The organism is Pseudomonas sp. NPDC096950 (assembly GCF_044762525.1).
In the GTDB taxonomy this organism is placed as follows: Bacteria; Pseudomonadota; Gammaproteobacteria; order Pseudomonadales; family Pseudomonadaceae; genus Aquipseudomonas.
In genome coordinates, this window is record NZ_JBIWEL010000001.1 from 475906 (window position 1) to 496947 (window position 21042).

Annotated in this window: 18 protein-coding genes; 10 read left to right on the forward strand and 8 right to left on the reverse strand. The window is 61.0% G+C overall.

Translation table 11 applies throughout. The annotated features are described in order from the left end of the window. Positions 1 to 116 precede the first annotated feature (116 nt). Complete coding sequence (locus tag ACIQY3_RS02405) at positions 117 to 1031, forward strand: LysR substrate-binding domain-containing protein (protein WP_403016881.1); 915 nt, start codon at positions 117 to 119, stop codon at positions 1029 to 1031. On the opposite strand, the gene ACIQY3_RS02410 is transcribed toward ACIQY3_RS02405, so the two are convergent. Further along, entirely contained in the window at positions 969 to 2204 is a 1236-nt protein-coding gene (locus tag ACIQY3_RS02410; RefSeq protein WP_403016883.1) for an MFS transporter, read from the reverse strand. The genes ACIQY3_RS02405 and ACIQY3_RS02410 overlap by 63 nt on opposite strands. A 438-nt stretch (positions 2205 to 2642) precedes the next feature. Here ACIQY3_RS02410 and ACIQY3_RS02415 point away from each other — a divergent pair, with 438 nt between their 5' ends. The 7 genes from ACIQY3_RS02415 to ACIQY3_RS02445 all read left to right on the forward strand — a co-directional run bounded on the left by ACIQY3_RS02415 (position 2643) and on the right by ACIQY3_RS02445 (position 11117). Next, positions 2643 to 3584 (forward strand): LysR substrate-binding domain-containing protein, encoded by a 942-nt coding sequence (locus ACIQY3_RS02415; protein ID WP_403016885.1) that lies wholly within the window; start codon positions 2643 to 2645, stop codon positions 3582 to 3584. Positions 3585 to 3878: 294 nt separating this feature from the next. Next, complete coding sequence (gene aldA / locus ACIQY3_RS02420; RefSeq protein WP_403017636.1) at positions 3879 to 5303, forward strand: aldehyde dehydrogenase; 1425 nt, start codon at positions 3879 to 3881, stop codon at positions 5301 to 5303. 193 nt (positions 5304 to 5496) lie between these two features. Beyond that, positions 5497 to 6816 carry a nitrate/nitrite transporter gene (locus ACIQY3_RS02425; RefSeq protein WP_403016887.1) on the forward strand — a complete coding sequence of 440 codons (1320 nt, stop codon included), beginning with the start codon at positions 5497 to 5499 and terminating at the stop codon, positions 6814 to 6816. A gap of 1 nt (position 6817) precedes the next feature. Further along, positions 6818 to 8035 (forward strand): mandelate racemase/muconate lactonizing enzyme family protein, encoded by a 1218-nt coding sequence (locus ACIQY3_RS02430; protein ID WP_403016889.1) that lies wholly within the window; start codon positions 6818 to 6820, stop codon positions 8033 to 8035. Between the two features lie 134 nt (positions 8036 to 8169). Next, entirely contained in the window at positions 8170 to 9777 is a 1608-nt protein-coding gene (locus tag ACIQY3_RS02435) for a GMC family oxidoreductase (protein ID WP_403016891.1), read from the forward strand. A gap of 112 nt (positions 9778 to 9889) precedes the next feature. Then, a complete protein-coding gene (locus ACIQY3_RS02440; RefSeq protein ID WP_403016893.1) occupies positions 9890 to 10297 on the forward strand; it encodes a response regulator in 408 nt (135 codons plus the stop codon). A gap of 151 nt (positions 10298 to 10448) precedes the next feature. Continuing rightward, entirely contained in the window at positions 10449 to 11117 is a 669-nt protein-coding gene (locus tag ACIQY3_RS02445) for an HAD-IA family hydrolase (protein ID WP_403016895.1), read from the forward strand. Between the two features lie 122 nt (positions 11118 to 11239). Here the strand turns inward: ACIQY3_RS02445 and ACIQY3_RS02450 are convergent, their stop codons facing one another. Both ACIQY3_RS02450 and ACIQY3_RS02455 read right to left on the reverse strand, forming a co-directional pair. Beyond that, positions 11240 to 11899 (reverse strand): methyltransferase family protein, encoded by a 660-nt coding sequence (locus ACIQY3_RS02450; protein ID WP_403016896.1) that lies wholly within the window; start codon positions 11897 to 11899, stop codon positions 11240 to 11242. Positions 11900 to 12106: 207 nt separating this feature from the next. After that, complete coding sequence (locus tag ACIQY3_RS02455; RefSeq protein WP_403016898.1) at positions 12107 to 13045, reverse strand: GlxA family transcriptional regulator; 939 nt, start codon at positions 13043 to 13045, stop codon at positions 12107 to 12109. Between the two features lie 126 nt (positions 13046 to 13171). Here ACIQY3_RS02455 and ACIQY3_RS02460 point away from each other — a divergent pair, with 126 nt between their 5' ends. Both ACIQY3_RS02460 and ACIQY3_RS02465 read left to right on the forward strand, forming a co-directional pair. Beyond that, positions 13172 to 13963, forward strand: a complete 792-nt coding sequence (locus ACIQY3_RS02460; protein WP_403016900.1) for an SDR family NAD(P)-dependent oxidoreductase — start codon at positions 13172 to 13174, stop codon at positions 13961 to 13963. Between the two features lie 112 nt (positions 13964 to 14075). Further along, entirely contained in the window at positions 14076 to 15014 is a 939-nt protein-coding gene (locus ACIQY3_RS02465; RefSeq protein WP_403016902.1) for a pyridoxal-phosphate dependent enzyme, read from the forward strand. A gap of 427 nt (positions 15015 to 15441) precedes the next feature. Here the strand turns inward: ACIQY3_RS02465 and ACIQY3_RS02470 are convergent, their stop codons facing one another. From ACIQY3_RS02470 to ACIQY3_RS02490, 5 genes are all read right to left on the reverse strand, one after another. Next, positions 15442 to 16749: an OprD family porin gene (locus tag ACIQY3_RS02470; RefSeq protein WP_403016904.1), complete on the reverse strand. Its 1308-nt coding sequence runs from the start codon at positions 16747 to 16749 to the stop codon at positions 15442 to 15444. 78 nt (positions 16750 to 16827) lie between these two features. Then, entirely contained in the window at positions 16828 to 17400 is a 573-nt protein-coding gene (locus ACIQY3_RS02475) for a PPC domain-containing DNA-binding protein (RefSeq protein WP_403016906.1), read from the reverse strand. Between the two features lie 105 nt (positions 17401 to 17505). Continuing rightward, complete coding sequence (locus ACIQY3_RS02480) at positions 17506 to 19101, reverse strand: aldehyde dehydrogenase (NADP(+)) (RefSeq protein WP_403016908.1); 1596 nt, start codon at positions 19099 to 19101, stop codon at positions 17506 to 17508. A 32-nt stretch (positions 19102 to 19133) separates the two neighbouring features. Then, on the reverse strand, positions 19134 to 20078 hold the full coding sequence (locus ACIQY3_RS02485) for an amidohydrolase family protein (protein WP_403016910.1): 945 nt from the start codon (positions 20076 to 20078) through the stop codon (positions 19134 to 19136). Then, positions 20071 to 21030 (reverse strand): amidohydrolase family protein, encoded by a 960-nt coding sequence (locus ACIQY3_RS02490; protein ID WP_403016912.1) that lies wholly within the window; start codon positions 21028 to 21030, stop codon positions 20071 to 20073. Before ACIQY3_RS02490 ends, ACIQY3_RS02485 begins: the two co-directional genes overlap by 8 nt. Positions 21031 to 21042: the final 12 nt, after the last annotated feature.

A 21042-nucleotide genomic window follows, 5' to 3' on the forward strand; every position in this document is an offset into this window, starting at 1 on the left:
GCAAGTCTCCTGGAACTATCAATTAACAGTGTTTGGCGTTGAATCGATAGTTGCTTAAAGAGGTGCGAAGTGGAAATTACAAGTTGTGATCGAATCCATCGGCAGGGGCGATAGTTATGTCGGGCGAACTGGATGGGACCTTACTTAAAGTCTTTGTCGCGATTATCGAGTGCCACGGATTTTCCGCGGCCGCCGAACGCCTGCATAAAACCCAATCGACCATCAGTCAGAGTTTGCAGCGGCTGGAGGAAATCGTCGGTACGCCGCTGGTGCAACGCACCAGTCGTTCGGTGAGCCTGACCCCCGGCGGCGAAACCTTCCTGATCTACGCCCGGCAAATCCTCAAGTTGCACGCCGATGCGATCAACGCCGTGCAACTGCCCGACGAGCACGTGTGCATTCACGTCGGCATGCCCGAGGACTACGCGCAGTTTTGCCTGGCCGGGATATTGCGGGACTTCCAGGCGCAGTTTCCGCGGGTGCGACCGGACATTTGCTGCGAGATGTCGACCGCACTGGTCGGCCGCTTGCAACGTGGTGAACTGGATCTGGTGCTGGGTGTGCAGCACGCCAATCTGCAACCGGGGGAATACCTGTGTGACGAGCCGCTGGTGTGGGTGGCGGCTGAAGGGTGGTGCGCTGGCAAAGACGAGTCGGTGCCGCTGGCGGTGTATGCCGAGGGCTGCGCCTTCCGCGCCAATGCCGTGCGGGCGCTGGCCGAAGCAGGGCGGCCGTGGCATGTGGTTTACACCAGCCAGAGTCCGCGGGGTATCGGGATTGCCATTGAACAGGGCCAATCGGTGGGCGTCACCGCGCGGCGCTTGGTGCCGGCGGGTTGGCAGGTGCTGGATGAGGCCCAGGGCTTCCCGCCCATTGAGCCGGCGCGGTTGATGGTCTGGCGTTCGTATCAGTCTCAGGCGTTGGCGGTCGAGGCGTTGGTAGACATTCTCTGCCGCGAGTTGGGCCGTTCAGACCTGTTGGCCCAACGCGGGTTCGCGGCGTTGACGACGGGCCATCAGCCCCAGCAATAACAGGCTGGCCGCCACCCAGCAGGCGATCCAGCCATGCACGACGGCAAACTGCCCGGTGGCTTGCAGCAGCCAGCCGCAGATCCCGTTGGCAGTGGCGCTGCCCAGGCCGTAACCGACCATGCTCAGGCTCACCACTTGCAGGCTCTGCACGGGGCTCAATCGTGCGCTGAGGTAAGCGGCCATCAGGCCCCAGACCGGGAAGTAAAACAGCGCGAACAGCCCGGCCGCCAGCCAGGTCAGGCCCAGGTTCGGCTGCCAGAGCAGGGCCAGCATCGCCGCGCCGAACGCGCCGATGCTCAACAACATCACCCGTAATGCGCCCCAGCGATCCGCCAATGAACCCAGGAGCAGGCCACCGACCACGCCACCGATGCCGATCAGCGACCACAGTGATCCGGTGATTTGCGCGTTGGCGCCCAGGCGTTCGCTGGCAAACGCCGAGAGAAAGTTGAGAAACGGTCCGCTGATCGCACCGATAAAGGCGCTGAGCAGCAAAATATGCAGCGCCACCGGGTGTTCCAGGCACAGGTGCAGCCAGTGCCTGAGGACCCGGCGCAGCGACGGTGGGCTGTCGGGCTTGAGGCGTTGTTCCGCCGCGAGCGGGGCCAGGGCCCAGAAGGTCAGCAGGGTGACAATCAGCGTCAAACCGGCGCAGATCAACCAGAAGTGCCTCAGGGAGATGCCGTGCAATAAAGCGATCAGCACTCCATTGAGGCAAATCGCAAACGCTGCCCCCGAAGACGCCAGCCCCAGCACGCGGCTGCGGTGGGACGCAGGGATCACCTCGCTGGCCAGCGCCGCGATCGCATTCCAGTTCGACACCGCGCAGGCCGACACCAGCGCCAGGCACAGCGCAAACGGCAGCACCCAGGGTGTAACGACCGCCAGGGCCAGCAGCGCCGGGCTCAGGGCCATCGTCAGGCGCACCATGTTGCGCGGGCTGATCCACGCCGCCGCGATGCCGCTGACAATCGATGCGCCCATATAGAACAGCTGCAACAGCGCCGCGATAAACGCAGCCTGGCTGTAGCTCAGTTCGAACACCTCGCGGATCTCGGGTAATAACGCTGAATACAGGAAAATGCTGAAACCGTGGGTGGTGGCGTTACAGGCAGTAAAGATGAGCGCCAATATGCCAATACTTCTAGCGGGTGACTTAACATCGGTTGGCATGTATTCGGCTCGGATTAATAGCAACAGGATGGGGCGAAGTTGAAAGTTTCGCCCTATGTAAGTGCGGTGGCGGATTGCGATGTTTAATTAAAATCAGACTAGCGTTTATATAAAGAAAACAGCCAGTGCTTAATAGTCATGAGTGTGCGGCGAAATACTCATGCTATTTATGCGTGAGCGACAGTTTCCCAATCAAAAAACGACCCCGTTGATGCAACGCAGATCAAATGTGGGAGCGGGCTTGCTCGCGAAAGCGGTGTATCAGCCAAAACAAGGTCGCCTGACACACCGCCTTCGCGAGCAAGCCCGCTCCCACACAAAGCCAATCTACATCCGCTTCAAATCACCCCGCACAACACAAAAATGCATGTTACTCAGGAAATTTCCCCCGAGCCGTGGGATGCTTGGCGCTCGTCAGCCCTTGCGCGAGTCCCCTTCATGAAACGCAAAATGCCCGCGCTCAATGCGCTCAAAGCCTTCGAAGTGGCCGGCAGCACCGGCAGCTTTACCCGGGCGGCGGAGTTGCTCAATGTCACCCAGAGCGCGGTCAGCCGGCAGGTGCGCCAGCTCGAAGAACAACTGGGCGAGAACCTGTTGGAGCGCCGGCATCATCACCTCGAACTGACCAGCGCCGGCCGGGTGTTGCTGCGGGCGCTGCACCAGTCCTTCGACAAGATCGAGCTGACGGTGCGCAGCATCCAGCAGAAATCCCACGCCAATCGTCTGCACATCAACGCGCCGCCGACCTTCACCAGCCGCTGGTTGATGCCGCGCCTGGGACGCCTGCGGGAGAAGCACCCGGAACTGGAGCTGAGCATTACCACTCGCCTGCAGGACAGCCTCGCGGAAACCAGCACCCTGGACTGCGCGATCCGTTTTGGCGATGGCGAATGGGATGGTTTGGACAGCTCGCTGTTGATCCAGGAACGGCACATCGCGGTGTGCGCTCCGTCGTTGTATGCGCGGGAATGGAGCGAGGGCGGCATCGACCTCAATCGCCTGACGCTGCTGCATGTACTGGCCCGGGAAGACCAGCGCTACCTTACCTGGAAACACTGGCTCGACGCGGCGAAAATCAGTGGTGTCGACACCCAGGGCGGTTATGAATTCGACCTGCTGGACCTGGCGATTCGCGCGGCGACCGATGGCCTGGGCATCACCATCGCCGACTGGCACATGGTCGCCCCGGAACTGGCCTGCGGGCAATTGACCCAGGTGCTGAACGTGCACGTGGAAGGGCATCAATCCTACTGGCTGGTGACCCGGCCGGAGCAGACTCTGATGCCGCAATTACAGGTGTTCAGCCAGTGGTTGCAGGAAGAAATCTGGCTGGCGCAACGGCAGCTCGAACCTTCTACGGCGGCGTCTTCCGGAAGTTGAGTTTGCCTTTAGAACGACCCCTCACCCCAGCCCTCTCCCCAGAGGGGAGAGGGGGCCGACCGAGTTGTTTGGACAAGTTACATCGACCTGAAATATCTCGCCGAACTCGGGTTTGAACAGTATGAAGATCGGCTCCCTTTCCCTCTCTCCCCTCTGGGGAGAGGGCTGGGGTGAGGGGGCGATCTCATTAACATGCATTTTTCGAATGTTCCCCCGCTCAATAAATCGTTTGTTCAACCCGCCCCGGATGCCAAGACTGCGGGAACTGGATAAAAACAACGATGGGCGATGCACATGCGACTCGAGCGAAACTTTGTAAACGGTCACTTCATTGAGCCTGCCAGCGATGCGCTGATTGCAGTCTACAACCCGGCGACCGAAGGCTTGGTCGGGCACGTCTCGGCGGCCACCGGCGCTGAAGCCACCGCCGCCGTCGACGCCGCCGCCACTGCCCAGAAGGTCTGGGGCAAGCTCACCAGCATCGAACGCGCCGAACACCTGCGCGCATTCGCCGACGCCCTGGACGCCTGCGCCGAGAATATCGGTGCCGCCCTGGCCGCCGAATCCGGCAAGAGTGTCAGCGACGCGAGCAACGAAGCTCGCTACGCCGCGCAGATCACCCGTTACCACGCCGAGTGGGCGCGGCGGATCGAAGGCGAGATCATTCCCAGCGACAGTCCCAACGAAAACCTGTTCCTGCACCGCGAACCCATTGGCGTGGTCGCGTGCCTGATCCCGTTCAACTACCCGGTCTACACCTTGCTGCGCAAAATCGCCCCGGCGTTGATTGCCGGCAACACCGTAGTGGTGCGTCCGAGCAACAACACCCCAACGTCCGCATTTGAAATCGCCAAGGCTGTGCAGCAATCCGGCTTGCCTGCGGGCGTGGTCAACATCCTGACCATGGACCACGCCACCGCCGCCGCTGTGTGCACCCACAAAGCCGTCGGTTTGATCACCCTGACCGGCAGCGTCAACGCCGGGCGTATCGTGCTCGATTACTGCAAGGCCAACATCGCCAAGCCATCCCTGGAACTGGGCGGCAAAACCCCGGCGATCATCGAAGCTGACGCCGACCTGGAAGCCGCCGCGAGCGCTATTGTGGCCTCCAAGACCACCCACTGCGGCCAGTTGTGCACGGCAGTGGAGCGGGTTTATGTGCAGGAAAGCGTCTACGACCAGTTTCTCGCGCTGCTCAAAGCCAAGATCAGCACTGTGAAATTCGGCGACCGCGCCACCGACGCCAGCCTGATGGGTCCGTTGGTCAACGCCAGTTCCCGACAGAACATTCACGCCATGGTCGAGCGCGCCGTCGCCGACGGTGCTGTACTGGAAACAGGTGGTTTTATCCCGCAAGGCAACGGTCATTTCTACCCGCCGACCCTGCTGAGCAACTGCCGCCAGGACATGGAAATCATCCAGGAAGAAATCTTCGGCCCGGTGCTGCCGGTGCTCAAGTACCGCGACATCGACGAAGCGCTGGCCATGGCCAACGATCACCAGTTCGGCCTGTCCTCGGTGCTGTACACCGAGAACTACCGCACCACCATGAAGGTCGCCAACGCCATCGAGGCCGGCGAGTTGTACGTCAATCGCACCCCGGCCGACCCGTACCAGGGCTTCCACGCCGGGTGGAAACGTTCCGGCCTGGGCGGCGATGACGGCAAGCACGGCATGCTTGAGTTCACCCAGACCCGACTGGTCGTCATGAACTATTGATCCACGTGCAGCACCCTCTCGCTTATGTGGGAGCGGGCTTGCTTGCGAAGGCGATGTGTCAGTAGATACATCAATAGCCTGATCCACCGCTTTCGCGAGCAAGCCCGCTCCCACAAAGGCCTGAGTACACCTGAGATATATATAAAAACAATTATCAGAGCGCCCAGACCACTGGGCGCCAGAGGTCTACTCGATGTCCAAGCCTGCAACCACTGTTGCCGCTGTTCAGGGTTCGAACGCGGGTTCAAAAAGCCACAGTGACAAGGGAAGTCGCTACATCCAATTGATGCTGCTGGTACTGGCCGCCGGTGCGATCTATCCGATCCTGTACCTGCGCCAGGTCTACCAGACCACCATGCTCGAGGTGTTCCAGATCAACCACAGCGAGCTGGGTTATCTGTACTCGATGCTCGGCACGATTTTCCTGCTCAGCTACTTGCCGAGCGGCTGGCTGGCGGACCGGATTGCGCCACGTTTTCTGATTTTCTTCTCGCTGGTGGCCACCGGCGCCCTCGGGCTTTGGTACTCCACAGCGCCGTCGATGACCGGTCTGATGATCATCTTCGGTTGCTGGGGGCTGACCACCGGCCTGACGTTCTGGGCCTCGGTGCTCAAGCGCGTAAAGATGATCGCCCATCACACGGAACAGGGCCGGTTCTTCGGCATCCTCGATGGCGGTCGTGGGCTGGTGGAAGCCTTGCTGGCCACCGTCGCTCTGGGGCTGTTTGCCTTCGCCACCGAAACCCGTGGCGAGTCCGCCGCTGAAGGTTTCAAGCACGTGGTTTACCTCTACGCCTTCACCTGTATCGCCATCGGCTGTGTGCTGGTGCTGATCAAGGACCCGAAGTCGATGGACGACACCGGCGCGGTGGAGAAGGGCAAGTACAACCTGCTCAGCGACCTGGCGACGTTGGTGAAAATTCCTGAACTGTGGCTGGTCACCGCCATCGTGTTCTGCGGTTACCACATCTTCTGGGCCACCTACAGTTTCTCCGATTACTTGCAGGGCGGCGGCATGACCGCCGTCATGGCCGGCACCATTACCACTATCAAGCTGTGGATGCGCCCGATTGGCGGCATCGGCGGTGGCTGGCTCGGTGACAAGTTCTCAAACATCTCGGTGCTGATCGTGGCGCTGCTCCTCGCGACGTTGGCGATGGTCGGCCTGATCGTGTTCCCGGCGCTCAACAGCATGGGCTTGCTGATTGGCACGGTGATTTTCATCGGCCTGATGACCTACGCGATTCGCGGCCTGTACTGGGCGATCCTCGACACCTGCAACATTCCGCTGCGCATCACCGGCCTGGCCATCGGCATTGTCTCGGTGGTCGGTTACCTGCCGGATGCCTTTATTCCCTTGATCAACGGCTACCTCACGGAACATTTCCCCGGTGCCTTTGGTTACAAGCTGTATTTCGGCTACATCGCTTTCGTCGGCCTGCTCGGGACCCTCGCGGCCCTGACCTTGCGCGCGCGGATCAATCGTCAATCTTTGAAAAAAACAGGTGCCTGAGATGAAAATCGTCGCCCTTGAAACCCACATCGTTGCCGTACCGCCACCGCACATCGGCGGCATGTACTGGTTGTTCGTCAAGCTCAAGACCGATTGCGGCATCGAAGGCGTGGGCGAGATCTACGCCGCGACTTTCGGCCCCAAAGCCATGTTGCCGATCATCGAAGACGTGTTCGAACGCTACTTGCTCAACCACGACCCGCACCACATCGAGCGCTTTTTCCGCCAGGCCTATTCGAGTGGTTTCACCCAGCGTCCGGACCTGACCATGATGGGCGTGGTCAGCGGTCTGGAGATGGCCTGCTGGGACATCATCGGCAAAGCGGCGAACAAACCGGTCTACGAATTGCTCGGCGGCAAGGTCAACGAACGCCTGCGTTCCTACACCTATTTGTACCCGGTCAACAGCAAGGGTGAGTACGACTACGACGACCCGGACCTGGCCGCCGAATGCGCCATCGACAACATGAATAAAGGCTTCACCGCCGTGAAGTTCGACCCGGCCGGGCCGTACACCGCGTACTCCGGGCACCAGATTTCCCTGGAGGTGCTGGAGCGCTGCGAAACCTTCTGCCGCAAGATCCGCGAAGCGGTGGGCGACAAGTGCGACTTGCTGTTCGGCACCCACGGGCAAATGGTGCCGTCCTCGGCGATTCGTCTGGCCAAACGCCTGGAGAAATACGACCCGTTGTGGTTCGAAGAACCGGTGCCGCCGGGTCAGGAAGACGCCATGGCGCAAGTTGCGGCCAAAACCACGATCCCGATTGCCACCGGCGAACGGCTGACCACCAAGTACGAATTCTTCAAGCTGTTGCAGGCCGGCGGCGCGTCGATTTTGCAGATGAACGTGGCCCGCTGCGGCGGTCTGCTGGAAGCCAAGAAGATCGCTAGCATGGCCGAGGCCTATTACGCGCAGATCGCGCCGCATCTCTACAACGGACCGATCGGCGCGGCGGCGAGTTTCCAGTTGGCGACCTGCACGCCGAACTTCCTGATCCAGGAAAGCATCATGACCTGGGGTGGTTTTCACGCCGAAGTACTGACCAAGCCGCTGCAATGGGAGGACGGCTACATCATCCCGTCCACCGAGCCGGGCCTTGGGGTGGAGCTAAACATGGACGTGGTGCGCCGGCATTCGCCGTACACCGGCGAGCGTTTGCACCTGCAAATGGCGCCGACCCCGGCCGACGTCAAAGACACATCGCCGGCCAGGGGCTGACACCTGTGGGAGCGGGCTTGCTCGCGAAGAGGCCGGCACATTCAACATCTATGGTGCCTGACACACCGCTTTCGCGAGCAAGCCCGCTCCCACAGGGGTTTTGCGCCTGACGGTTTATTTGGACAACGACTTACATGACATACGACTACATCATCGCTGGCGCGGGTGCCGCCGGCTGCATTCTCGCCAATCGCCTCACGGCCTCGGGCAAGTACACGGTGCTGCTGCTGGAAGCGGGCGGCAAGGACAGCTCCCTGTGGTTCAAGATCCCGGTCGGCTTCGCGAAAATGTATTACAACCCGACCTTCAACTGGATGTACTACAGCCAGCCGCAAAAGCAGCTCAACAACCGCGAAATCTACGCCCCGCGCGGCAAAGTGCAGGGCGGTTCGGGTTCGATCAACGCCATGGTCTACGTCCGTGGCCAGGCCCATGACTTCGACGACTGGGCGGCCAACGGCAACGACGGTTGGGGCTTCAAGGACGTGCTGCCGTACTTCCGCAAACTCGAAAATCACCCGCTGGGCGACAGCGAATACCACGGCGGCAGCGGCCCGATCAGCATCACCCCGATGAAGGGCCAGACTCATCCAATCTGTGATGTGTTCCTCAAGGGCTGCGACGAACTCGGCTACCCGCATAGCGACGATTTCAACGGCCCGAAATTCGAAGGCTCGGGCATCTACGACGTCAACACCAAGGATGGCCAGCGCAGCTCCAGCAGCTTCGCGCATTTGCACCCGGCCCTGAGTCGGCCGAACCTGGCGGTGGAACATTACGCCCTGGTGGATCGGGTTCTGTTTGATAACGAGCGGGCGACCGGTATTTCCGTGACCCAGCATGGCGTGGTCCGCACCTTCACCGCGCGCAAGGAAGTCATCCTCTGCGCCGGGGCCGTGGACACACCGAAGATCCTGCAATTATCCGGCGTCGCCGATAAGGCGTTGCTGGCCAAACATCAGATTCCGCTGGTCAAGCACCTGCCGGCGGTGGGGCAGAACCTGCAGGATCACCTGTGCGCCAGCTACTACTACAAAGCCAATATCCCGACCCTCAACGATCAACTCAGCTCATTGTTCGGCCAGTTCAAACTCGGCCTCAAATACCTGCTGACCCGCAAGGGCGCGCTGGCGATGAGCGTCAACCAGGCCGGCGGGTTCTTCCGTGGTGATGACACCCAGGCCAATCCGAACCTGCAGTTGTACTTCAACCCGCTGTCGTACCAGATCCCGAAAAACAACAAGGCCAGCCTCAAGCCCGAGCCGTATTCAGGCTTCCTGCTGTGCTTCAACCCGTGCCGGCCCACCAGTCGCGGACATATCGAGATTGCCTCGAAAAACCCACGGGACGCGGCGCTGATCGACCCCAACTACCTGAGCACGCAAAAGGACATCGACGAGGTGATCCAGGGCAGTCGGCTGATGCGCAAGATCATGCAGGCGCCAGCACTGAAAGACATCACCGTCGCCGAGGTGTTGCCCGGGCCGGTGGTCGAAAGCGACGAGCAGATGTTGCAGTACTTTCGCGAGAACAGCGGCTCGATTTATCACCTGTGCGGCTCTTGCGCGATGGGTGCGGATGACCAGCGGTCGGTGGTCGACAAGCGGTTGAAGGTTCACGGAATTGATGGATTGCGCATTGTCGATGCGTCGATTTTTCCCAACGTGACCAGCGGCAATACCCACGCCGCCGTGCTGATGGTGGCGGAGAAGGGCGCCGATCTGATCCTGCAGGACGCCTGATTTCAACTTGGCCTGTATCAAAAATGAATTTCCGCTCAGTCAGCCGCTCATACCTGATAGGTGGCAGATTTGAGCTGCGAAATCATTTATGCAATCAGGGAGTGGTCAGGTCATGAATCCAATAACAATGGCGGGCGAGTCGTTACCTGGCGGCTTGATTCTGGTGGTGGAGGACGACCCGCTGATTCTGGAATTTCTCTGCGAAATTCTTCAGGAAGAAGGCTTTGTCGTAGAACCGCAAATCAGCGCCGATGCGGCCACGCTGTATCTGGAAGAACACTCGGGCAAGGTCATGCTGTTGCTGACCGACATCACCATGCCCGGCAAACGCAACGGCGCGGACCTGGCCAACGAGTTCGGCGATCGCTGGCCGGACAAGCCGATCATGATCATGTCCGGTTTCGAAACCCCGGAAAGCGCCGGGGTGCGGCACGCGGTTTCCTTCATCAAGAAACCTTGGGCGTTGGGGCAGTTGCTCGATTGCGTCGAAGGAGCCCTGAAATCCCACCGTCCCGTGTAGGCGCTGCCGAAGGCTGCGATCTTTTGATTTTGTCTTTTAAAAGCAAGATCAAAAGATCGCAGCCTTCGGCAGCTTCTGCGTCGATTGTGATGGATTGTCGGTGGTACATTGCCCACATCCCACCCGGCCCCTTGCAATAGGAAGCTGTCTTTTGCCTGCTCAAACATCCGTTTTCAATACGCCATACCGCGCCTTTCTGTTCGACATGGACGGCACCGTCCTCAACTCCATCGCCGCCGCCGAGCGAATCTGGACGGCCTGGGCGTTGCGCCAAGGCATCGATGTCGCGAAATTCCTGCCGACGATTCACGGCGCGCGCGCCATCGACACCATCAATCGCCAGGGCTTACCGGGGCTGGATGCCGAGGCGGAGGCCGCGTTGATTACCGAGGCAGAAATCGAGGATGTGGAAGGGATTGTCGAAGTGGTTGGCGCGGCTGCGTTTCTGAAAACGCTGCCCGCTGATCAATGGGCAATTGTCACTTCGGCGCCGCGAGCCTTGGCGTTGCGGCGCATGGCGGCGGCGGGGATTCCCGAGCCTTCGGTGATGGTCACGGCAGAGGACGTGAAGGCAGGCAAGCCGGATCCGGCCGGTTATCGACTGGCGGCGCAGCGGTTGGGGGTTGAGGTGACGGAGTGCCTGATTTTTGAAGACGCTACCGTGGGGATTCAAGCGGCTGAAGCGGCGGAGGCGGATTTGCTGGTGATTACTTCGACCCATGATCATCCGATCCAGACGCCGCATGCCACGATGGCTGATTACGCATCGGCCGAAGTTCGCACCGATGCCGATGGCCGAATCCGCCTGCATTCTTCCTGACCAACCCCATTCCCCTGTGGGAGCGGGCTTGCTCGCGAAGGCGATGGGTCAGCCACAATCAATGGTGACTGACACGACGCCTTCGCGAGCAAGCCCGCTCCCAAAATGTTGATCGAGGTGTTTCAGTAGATGCCCGGGATAAGCCGCCACGTCCTGCCGCAATACTCCTCATATTCCCGCCCAAACTGCGCCCGCAGCAGCGCTTCCTCGGAGTGAATCCGCGCAATCAACGGGATCAACGTCAACCCCGCCAGAATCACCCCCACCCCCGAACGAAACGCCAGCGCCCAGCCGATGCCAATGACCATCAACCCCAGGTAACTGGGATTGCGCAAGGTGCGGTAGATCCCGTCGGTGACCAGCGTATGCCCCGGCTGAATCGCCACCAACCCGCTGAAGCGCTTGCCCAGCACAAACACCGGCCACAAGCGCAACGCCCCGCCGACAATGAAAAGCAACGCACCCAGCCAGCGCACGCCCTCGTCACCGAAGCTCCAGAAGTCGATGCGATCGGTGTAGGCCGGCAAATAACCACTGAGCAATCCGATAATCCCGAATACTGGCAGCACCCAGCGATTGGCCCGGTCTTCCCGTTCGCCAGAACTCAGGTTGACCTCGGTAAACAACGAGGCTACCGCCATCACCACAGTCGCCAACGCCACCACCACCAGCGCACCATGGGAAAAGAACGCCGCAAACCCGCCCAGCCCCCACACCGCGAGGCCGAGGTAGGCGAGGGTGGACACGACGGCGAAAAAAGCCAGTTTGGGGGAGATGTTCATGGCTAGCTCCACAGGCTGCATATGACAAGTGTAGAGAGTGTCTGGAGTCAGCGAAAAACCTGTGGGCGCCGGGGCTTTTGTGGCGAGGGAGCTTGCTCCCGTTGGACTGCGCAGCAGTCCCATCTTTTAGGGCCGCTTCGCAGCCCGGCGGGAGCAAGCTCCCTCGCCACAGGTTGGGTGTCGGGCTTCATATCACCGGCAGCGGGGTCACGCCGATCTGGCATTACGCCGAATCACCTGCGGCGGCTGCCCGAACGCCCGCAAAAACGCTTCTCGCATTCTTCGCCGGTCACTGAAGCCGCTTTCCTCGGCAATCTGATCCAGTGTCAATCGCCCCCGTTCCAGCATCTGCCGCGCCGCTTCCAGGCGCAGGTTCTCGATGGCCTTGGCCGGCGATTGCCCGGTTTCGGCACGAAACGCCCGGCTGAATTGCCGTGGGCTGAGTCGCGCCACGTCCGCCAGCTGCTCCACCGACAGCGCCGACGCCAGGTGTTCCCGGGCATAACCGAGCACGGTCTGGATGCGGTCGGATTTCGGCTCCAGTTCCAGCAGCGCCGAATGCTGCGACTGGCCACCCGCGCGGCGGTGGTACATCACCAGTTTCTGCGCCACGGACCGGGCCAGTTCGGCGCCGTGGTCCTTTTCCACCATGGCCAGCGCCAGGTCGATGCCGGCGGTCATGCCCGCCGAGGTCCAGATCGAGCCGTCGATCACAAAGATCCGGTCTTCCTCGACCTTGATCGTCGGAAACCGCGCCTGCAGCTCCCGGGCGTAGGCCCAATGGGTAGTGGCGCGGCGCCCCTCAAGCAACCCGGCCTGGGCCAGCACAAATGCTCCGGAACAAATCGACGCCGTGCGCCGCGCGGTTTTCAGGCTGTCACGCACATAACTCAGCACTGCATCGGGCGCCTGCTCAAGAATCGCATCGCCACCGACCACAATCACTGTGTCGAACACCCGCTCATCGAACGCCTCGGTGCCGATGCTCAATCCACCTGACGCGCGCAACGTGCGGCCATCTTCGGACAATACGCTGACTTCATATAAAGATTCGCCAGCACTGAAATTGGCGTACTCAAACACCGGCATGGCCGCCAGCGCCATGGACTGGAAGCCTTCGAACACCACAAACGCCACGGAAGTCATCGAAAGGTCCTCAAAAAGGTCATGTCCCGAAAACGTACTTTAAATGTCATTTGAGACTTGTGTCAGTCCCTTTATAACTGTTCACACCCGGCGAGCTTATCGCCCTTACTGTGAAGGAAACTCGACATGGCACTATCATCCAAAGGCACCGCCCTGATCACTGGCGCTTCTTCCGGCATCGGTGCGGTCTACGCCGACCGTCTCGCCCGGCAAGGCTACGACCTGATTCTGGTCGCTCGCAGCCAAAGTAAATTAAACGCCCTGGCCAACCACCTGAGCAACGAAACCGGGCGCACCGTGGAAGTGGTCGCCGCCGACCTGAAAGATAAAACCGACCTGCTGCGGGTGGAAAACATCCTGCGCACCGACGCCAGCATCACCTTGCTGGTCAACAACGCCGGGGTCGGCGGGGTCATGCCGCTGCTGGGCAGCCCGGTGGACGACATGGAAGAGATGATCACCCTCAATGTCACCGCGCTGATGCGTTTGGCCTACGCCGTGGTGCCGGGTTTCGTCGCCCGAGGCGCCGGGACCGTGATCAACATTTCCTCGATCGTTGCCATCGCTCCGGAAATCCTTAACGGCGTGTACGGCGGGACCAAGGCTTTTGTGCTCGGTTTGAGCCAGTCCATGCACCACGAGCTGGCGGACAAGGGCCTCCACATCCAGGCCGTACTGCCCGGCGCCACCGCTACCGACTTCTGGAGCGAGGCCGGCAACCCGGTGGAAAACCTGCCGCAAGAGATCGTGATGTCGGCCCAGGACATGGTTGATGCCGCACTGGCCGGACTGGCGCAGGGCGAAGTGGTGACCATTCCGGGTCTACACCAGGGCGACAAATGGGACGCTTATGAGGCTCAACGCCGGGAGCTGTCAGGGCTGTTCGGCCACTCCACGGCGGCATCGCGTTATCGCTGAAACGGCTAGTGGAGGGCAGGGGTGAACTAAGCTTGTTTGAGGCACGTTCACCTCTTCATCCCGGATTCGTCGCAGCCTTGCCACGGGTCCGAGGTGTGACAAGGAGCCCTTGATGCTGCACATCCGAACACCGCTGATTCTGCACCCGACCCTGTCCACGCCCACCCGGCGCATCTGGCTCAAGCTGGAAAACCTGCAACCCAGCGGCTCGTTCAAATTGCGCGGCATGGGACTTTTGTGCACCCAGGCCGCCGCCCAGGGCAAACGCAAAGTGGTGTGTCCGTCCGGCGGCAATGCCGGGTTTGCCACCGCCGTGGCCGCTGCCCGCCTGGGCCTGAAGGCCTGCATCGTCGTGCCCAACACCACCCCTGAAAGCACCCGCGCCCGGATCAGCAGAACCGGGGCCGAGGTGCTCGTCCACGGCAAAATCTGGGACGAGGCCAATCAACGGGCCAAGGAACTGGCGCGGGGTGCCAACACTGAATACGTGCCGGCGTTCGACCATCCCGTGCTCTGGGAAGGCCACAGCTCGATGATTGATGAAATTCTTGAGGATTGCCCCGAGGTCGATGTCATCGTGACGTCGGTCGGTGGCGGTGGTTTGCTGGCAGGGATTCTCACGGGATTGATCCGCCACAAACGCATGGACTGCCGGATCGTCGCCTGCGAAACCGAAGGCGCAGCGTCGTTTGCGGCGGCGGTCGAGGCCGGGCATCCGGTGCGGCTGGCGCGGATCAGCACGGTCGCCACCTCCCTCGGCGCGGCCCAGGTGGCGGCGTGGCCGGTGGAGCACATACGCGACTTCCCCCACGAATGCGTAGTGCTCAGCGACGACGAAGCAATCATGGGCGTGGTCCGCTACGCCAGCGACTTGCGCCAATTGGTCGAACCGGCGTGTGGTGTGTCACTGGCCGTGGCATACCTCGATCACCCGGCGATTGCCGAAGCCCATGACGTGGTGATCATCGTGTGCGGCGGGGTCAGCATCACCGCGCAATTGGTAGCCGGGTGGGCGCGTACATCGGGCAGCGCGGAAAAAAGGCCGAACTGAACAAACATCCACCTCAATCCCTTGTGGGAGCGGGCTTGCTCGCGAAGGCGGAGTAACAGTCGACATCGATGTTGCCTGACACGACGCCTTCGCGAGCAAGCCCGCTCCCACAGGGGGATTGGGTTTGATCACAGATCCTGCATTCACCCGAGCTCCCACAGGGAATTGAGGTTGATCACAAGTTTTGCATCCACCCGAGTTCCAATGTGGGAGCGGGCTTGCTCGCGAAGGCGGTGTGTCAGGCGATGAGGATGGTGAATGTGATGGCCTCTTCGCGAGCAAGCCCGCTCCCACAGGGAATTGAGGTTGATCACAAGTTTTGCATCCACCCGAGATCCAAATGTGGGAGCGAGCCTGCTCGCGAAAGCGGTGTGACTGTCAGCGAAGATGTTGGATGTGCAGACGCCTTCGCAAGCAAGCTTTGCTCCTACAGCAGCGGGATGCTGTAGCTCACGATCAGCCGGTTCTGGTCCTGGTTGCGGGACGCTTCGCTGTTCGACTTGCCATTTCTCCAGCCGAATCCGACCCCTTTCAACGCACCGGATTGCAGGACGTAATCCAGGCTGATATCCCGCTCCCATTCCTTCTGGTTATCGCCAGACACCGTCTTGATGTTGTCCCCGCTCAGGTACATGACCGACGCCTTTAGACCCGGCACCCCCAGCGCCGCAAAGTCATACGCATACTGCCCGAACGACGTGCGCTCACCCGCACGGGTAAACGTCTGGATCAAACGATCGGTGTACAAATAAAGACTGACCCCAGCAGCACCTTTGTCCGGCAAGGAGCCTTGGTTGAGCTGAGTAAAACCACTGCCGCTCGACACGCTTTGATAACCGGCGGTAACCGCATGCCCACCCAGGCTGTAGATCAGCGCGGCGCTCCAGGTTTTGTTGTCGATCTCGCCGTCACCGCTCTCGGTGAAGCCACTGATCTTGTACCCCGAAGTACCCGAACCATTGGCCCCGGACGAGTCGGTCTTGAAGTAACGCAAGTCGGTTTTCAGGGACTGACCTTCCGAAATCGCCAACGTGTGGATCAGACCGAAAAACTGTTGGGTGTAGTAGTTGTCGAGGTTGGCGTAGTAGTACTGCGCGGTCAGGTCCTTGGTGACTTTCCAGTCGCCGCCGGCGAAGTCGAACGCATTGCTTTCCCGCGTACCGCCGGTGGCCGCCAGCCCGGTCTGGTCGCTTGAACCCCGGCCCGTCGCGTGCTCGATTCGGCCACCCGTGAACGTCAGGTCCTTGAACTCCCCCGAAGTGATCTGGCCCCCTTCAAAGGCCTGGGGCAGCAGGCGGCCATCGTTGGACACCAGGATCGGCAGCTTGGGCATCAACGTGCCCAGGCGCAGTTCGGTTTTCGACACCTTGACCTTGCCGGTCAGCCCCAGCCGGCTCCACTGATCGACCGCGCTGTTATCGGTGTCCGACGGAATCATCGAACTGCCAACATGCCGGCCCTTGCCGCTGTCCAGCGTAACGCCCATCAAACCCAACGCATCAACCCCAAAACCCACCACGCCATCGGTGTAGCCGGACTTGTAATCCAGCATGAAACCTTGCGCCCATTCTTCGGTTTTCGAAGGGGTGGCGGTGCCATCGCGGTTGTCGTTATTAAAGTAGAAGTTGCGCAGGCCCAAGGTGGCTTTGCTATCACTCAGGAAGTCCGCGTGTGCCTGGGTGCTGAGTGCAATGGCGCCTAACGCGAGGGTTACAGCCGTGCTTTTGTGGCTCATCTAAATCGCCCCTATTTTTTTTTGTAATTCGAATTCAGGAGGGTGGCTCCCGCAGCCTGCGGGAGCCTGGAACTTGCGTCAGATACCCAGGACGTTGGCGCCAATGCACGGATCAATCCCGCGCTCCAGGCGACGTTGATGCACGATTACGGTGATTTCCATCGAACCGGTGGTCACATCGAAATCGAGGATGTGGCCGCCGTAGGCCTGGAAGGTCGCGTCACCGGCGACACCGTGCATATGGATCGAAGGCTGGTCGTTCTTCCAGGCCACGGAGCCGGTGATGCTGGCCATCTCGACGTTGCTGAAGACCTTGGCGTCGAAGTCCTTTTTATCCTTGTTCCAGAAACCGAACTTCACATTGCCGAAGCCGATACCGCTGATGGAGGCGCTCGGGATCTTCTCGGAGATGGCCAGTTTGGTCAGTTCCTTGAAGGCGTTGTCGCCCATGCGCAGGACCATGAGGTAACCGGTGGGGGTCTTGGTGTAGCGGGGTGTGGCTTCAGTTGCACATTGCATGGGCGCGGCCGTCGCGGTGGGTGCGGTTTCTGCCACCGCGAATTGGGAAACGCTTGAATTGATCAGCACGGCTGCGGAGAGCGCCAACATCAATTTGGACAAGCGCAGTGTCGGGTGAAGTTGAACTTTCATTGGTGTTCCTCTGTTGTTGTTTTTATGGCTACAGCGGTTTTTGGGACGAGCGTGTCCGACGCCTGTTTTTCAACAGGCGCTGGATTTGCTTTTGGTTGTTAGTGGTTACTGGGTTTGAATGACCTGCAGCGCCGCGCGACTGCTGGCCCCGTCAACCAGTCGGGCAATGCCCAGCGGGTTGGCGTTTTTCAGTGCCTCGGGCAACAAACTGTCCGGGCAGTTCTGGTAGCACACCGGCCGCAGGAAACGATCGATCGCCAGCGTCCCGACCGACGTGCCACGCGCATCCGATGTCGCCGGATACGGCCCGCCGTGCACCATGGCGTCGCTCACTTCCACGCCAGTCGGATAACCGTTGAACAACACGCGCCCGACTTTCTGCTCCAGCAGGGCCAGCACTTCGGCCAGGGTGTTGAGTTCCGAATCCTCGACAATCAGGGTCGCGGTCAACTGACCGCGCAAGCCATGAAGTGCCTGAAGCAACTCGGCGTGATCGGCAACTTCCACCACGATGGTGGTCGGACCGAAAACCTCTTCCTGCAGCAACTCATCACCGTTAACCAGCAGGCTGACATCGGCCTTGAACAACTGCGGCCGCGCCTGGTTACCCTGTTGTGCGGCGCCGGCCAGGTGGGTGATGCCGGCGTGCGCGTGAAGGTTGTCCAAACCGTGGCAATAGCTTTTCAGCGCGCCGGTGTTGAGCATCGTCTGCGGGTTTTGCTCGCCCATCAGCGCGGCAAAACGTTCGAGGAAAGCACTGAACTCCGGGGAGCGAATGCCCAGCACCAAACCGGGATTGGTGCAGAACTGACCGGCGCCCAACACCACGGACGCCGCCAGTTCGCTGGCGATTTTTTCGCCCCGGGCCTTGAGCGCTGCGGGCATCAGCAACACCGGGTTGATGCTGCTCATCTCGGCGAACACCGGGATCGGCTGCGGTCGCGCCGCTGCCATGTCACACAGGGCCCGGCCACCGCGCAACGACCCGGTAAAGCCTACGGCCTGAATCGCCGGGTGCTTGACCAACGCCTCGCCGACGCTGCCGTAGAGCAGGCTGAACACGCCATCGGGCATGCCGGTTTTACGCGCGGCACGGGTGATTGCGGCAGCGACGTAATCGGCGGTCGCCATATGTCCGCTGTGGGCTTTGAACACCACCGGGCAACCGGCGGCGAGGGCGGACGCGGTGTCACCGCCAGCGGTGGAAAAGGCCAGCGGGAAGTTGCTGGCGCCGAACACCGCGACCGGGCCGAGGCCGGTGCGGTATTGGCGCAGGTCCGGGCGCGGTAGCGGTTGGCGGTCCGGCAAGGCGCGGTCGATGCGCGCGCCGTAGAAATCACCCCGGCGCAGCATCGTGGCGAACAGGCGCATCTGGCCGCTGGTGCGTGCCCGTTCACCTTGAATGCGCCCGGCGGGCAGGGCGGTTTCCCGGCAGACCAGGGCGATGAAGGCCTCATCCAGCGCTTCCAGTTCAGTGGCGATGGCATCGAGGAATTCGGCGCGTCGGGCGGCGGAAAGATTACGGAAGATCGGGTACGCCGTGGCCGCTGCTTCGGCAGCCGCGTTCACTTCCTCCACGGTCGCCTGATGGAACCGATACGGCAGCGCTTCGCCGGTGCTGGCGTCGTGGCTTTGCACGGTGTTCGAACCGCGTGCCGAGCGAGTGCCGGCGATGTAGTTGTGACCTGAAACTTCAAACATGGGAACTCCTTAAGGGCTGTTCAAAACAGGGATCAAGTAAGCCGATAAATGCGTCGGGCGTTATCGTGAAACAGGGCAAGGCGATCGGCGTGGGGGCGATCCCGGACGATGGTTTTGAAACCGTCGAACACTTCGCTCAGGCTGTTCACCACGCCATCGACCGGGTAGTTGCTGGCAAAGGCGCAGCGACTGATCCCGACAATCGAAATCGCGTCGTTCACCACCCCGCGGTTGGCCTCGACAGGCCATGCCTGGCCTGGGATGCAAATGCCGGAAATCTTCAGGGCGATGTTTGGCTCGCGGGCCAGCAGCGCCAGGTTGTCGCGCCAACCGGCCAAACCTTCCGCCGAGCGATCCGCTGGCAGCGCCGTGTGATTGACCACGATGGTCACGTCGGGAAAGTCCCTGGCCAGCTCCGCCGCTTCCGGCAAATGCCACCACGGCGCCTGCAATTCGAAGTGCAGGCCGTTTTCGGCCAGTTGTGCATAGCCTTCGCGCCAGCGGGGATCACGCATGGAGCCCGGCGCCACGTAATCATCGCGCCAGTCTTCACGGGTGGTGACCGTGGGTTTATGACGAACCCCGCGTACCAGCGGGTGCTTGCCGTATTCACGCAAGAGGCTCGGCGCATCCTCGCGATCCAGCCAGGCCTGCCCGACCATGGCCGCCAGGGTCGGTTCGTCTTGCGCCAATGACTCGATAAAACCCACTTCTTCGGCCGGAGTCGCCGGGTCCCATTCACCTTCGATCACCACCGTCTGCACGATGCGATGGTGGCCGGTCAGCCGACGATAGTCCTGAGGCAGAAAGGTGCGGCAGATCGACGAGTAATCGCCATAGCGAAACGGGCGCAATGGCCGGTCGTTGAGCCAAGGGTAGTAGTGGGCCTCGATATCGAAATAGTGCTGATGGGCGTCGACGATGGGCAGGTCCGCATCGTCGCCGCTGGCCAGAAAGCGTGCGCGCCAGTCATCCATGCTGTGGCTCCAGACGATAGAAACGTTGGGCATTGCCGGCGAACACCGCTTCCTGCACGGCTCGCCCCAGTGGCGCGAGCATCGCGGCCATGCCATCGGCAATCGTGTCGTAGGACGCGCGCAACCCGGCGACCGGAAAGTTACTGGCGAACATGCAACGCTCGGGGCCGAAAATTTCCAGCGCGGTGATCACCACCACGCGATTGTCCTGGTAGTTCCAGGGCGAATCCTTCAAACCGAACTCCGACAGCTTGATATGCACGTTGGGTTGCAAGGCCAGCGCTTCCAGGCCCTCGCGCCAGCGCGCCATGCCCGAGGGGCTGCGATCCCAGGCAAAACCGGTGTGGTTCAGGGCGATGCGGATTTGCGGAAACATCGCCGCCACTTCGGCGGCTTCCGCCAGATGCCAGGGCGGCACGCGCAAATCCCAGGACAAACCGTGTTCAGCCAGCCGCGAAAAACCTTCCAGCCATTTCGGGTCCTGCATGGTGCCGCGAGCGCCGGCAATCGAGACATCCGGCGAAGCCGAGGTCACCGGTTTGGAGCGAATCCCACGGACCAACGGCCGCGCAGCCTGAGTGGCAAGAATCTCGGCGCTGTCTTCACGATCGAACCAGGCGTGGGCGACGATGGCATTCGGGAAGCCGTAGCGTGCGTTGACCTGTTCCAGCCAGAGGGTTTCGGCGACTTGCTCATCCCGCGCCCGTTCGGCCTCGACGTGTACGGTGCCGATCAGCCGTTGCTTTTCAGTCAGGGCGAGGAAGTTTTCCGGCAGAAAATCACGGCACAGGCTGTGATAGTCGCCGAGGAAAAACTCTTCGTGATACTCGTCCTGCAACCACGGATAACGACCCTGGCCGAGGTCCCACAAGTGATGGTGAGCATCGACAATCGGCAGCGCATCCTCGGCGGCAAGGTTCGGCAAGCCATTGCGTTCGTGCAGCGTGATCATGGGGGCGTCCCT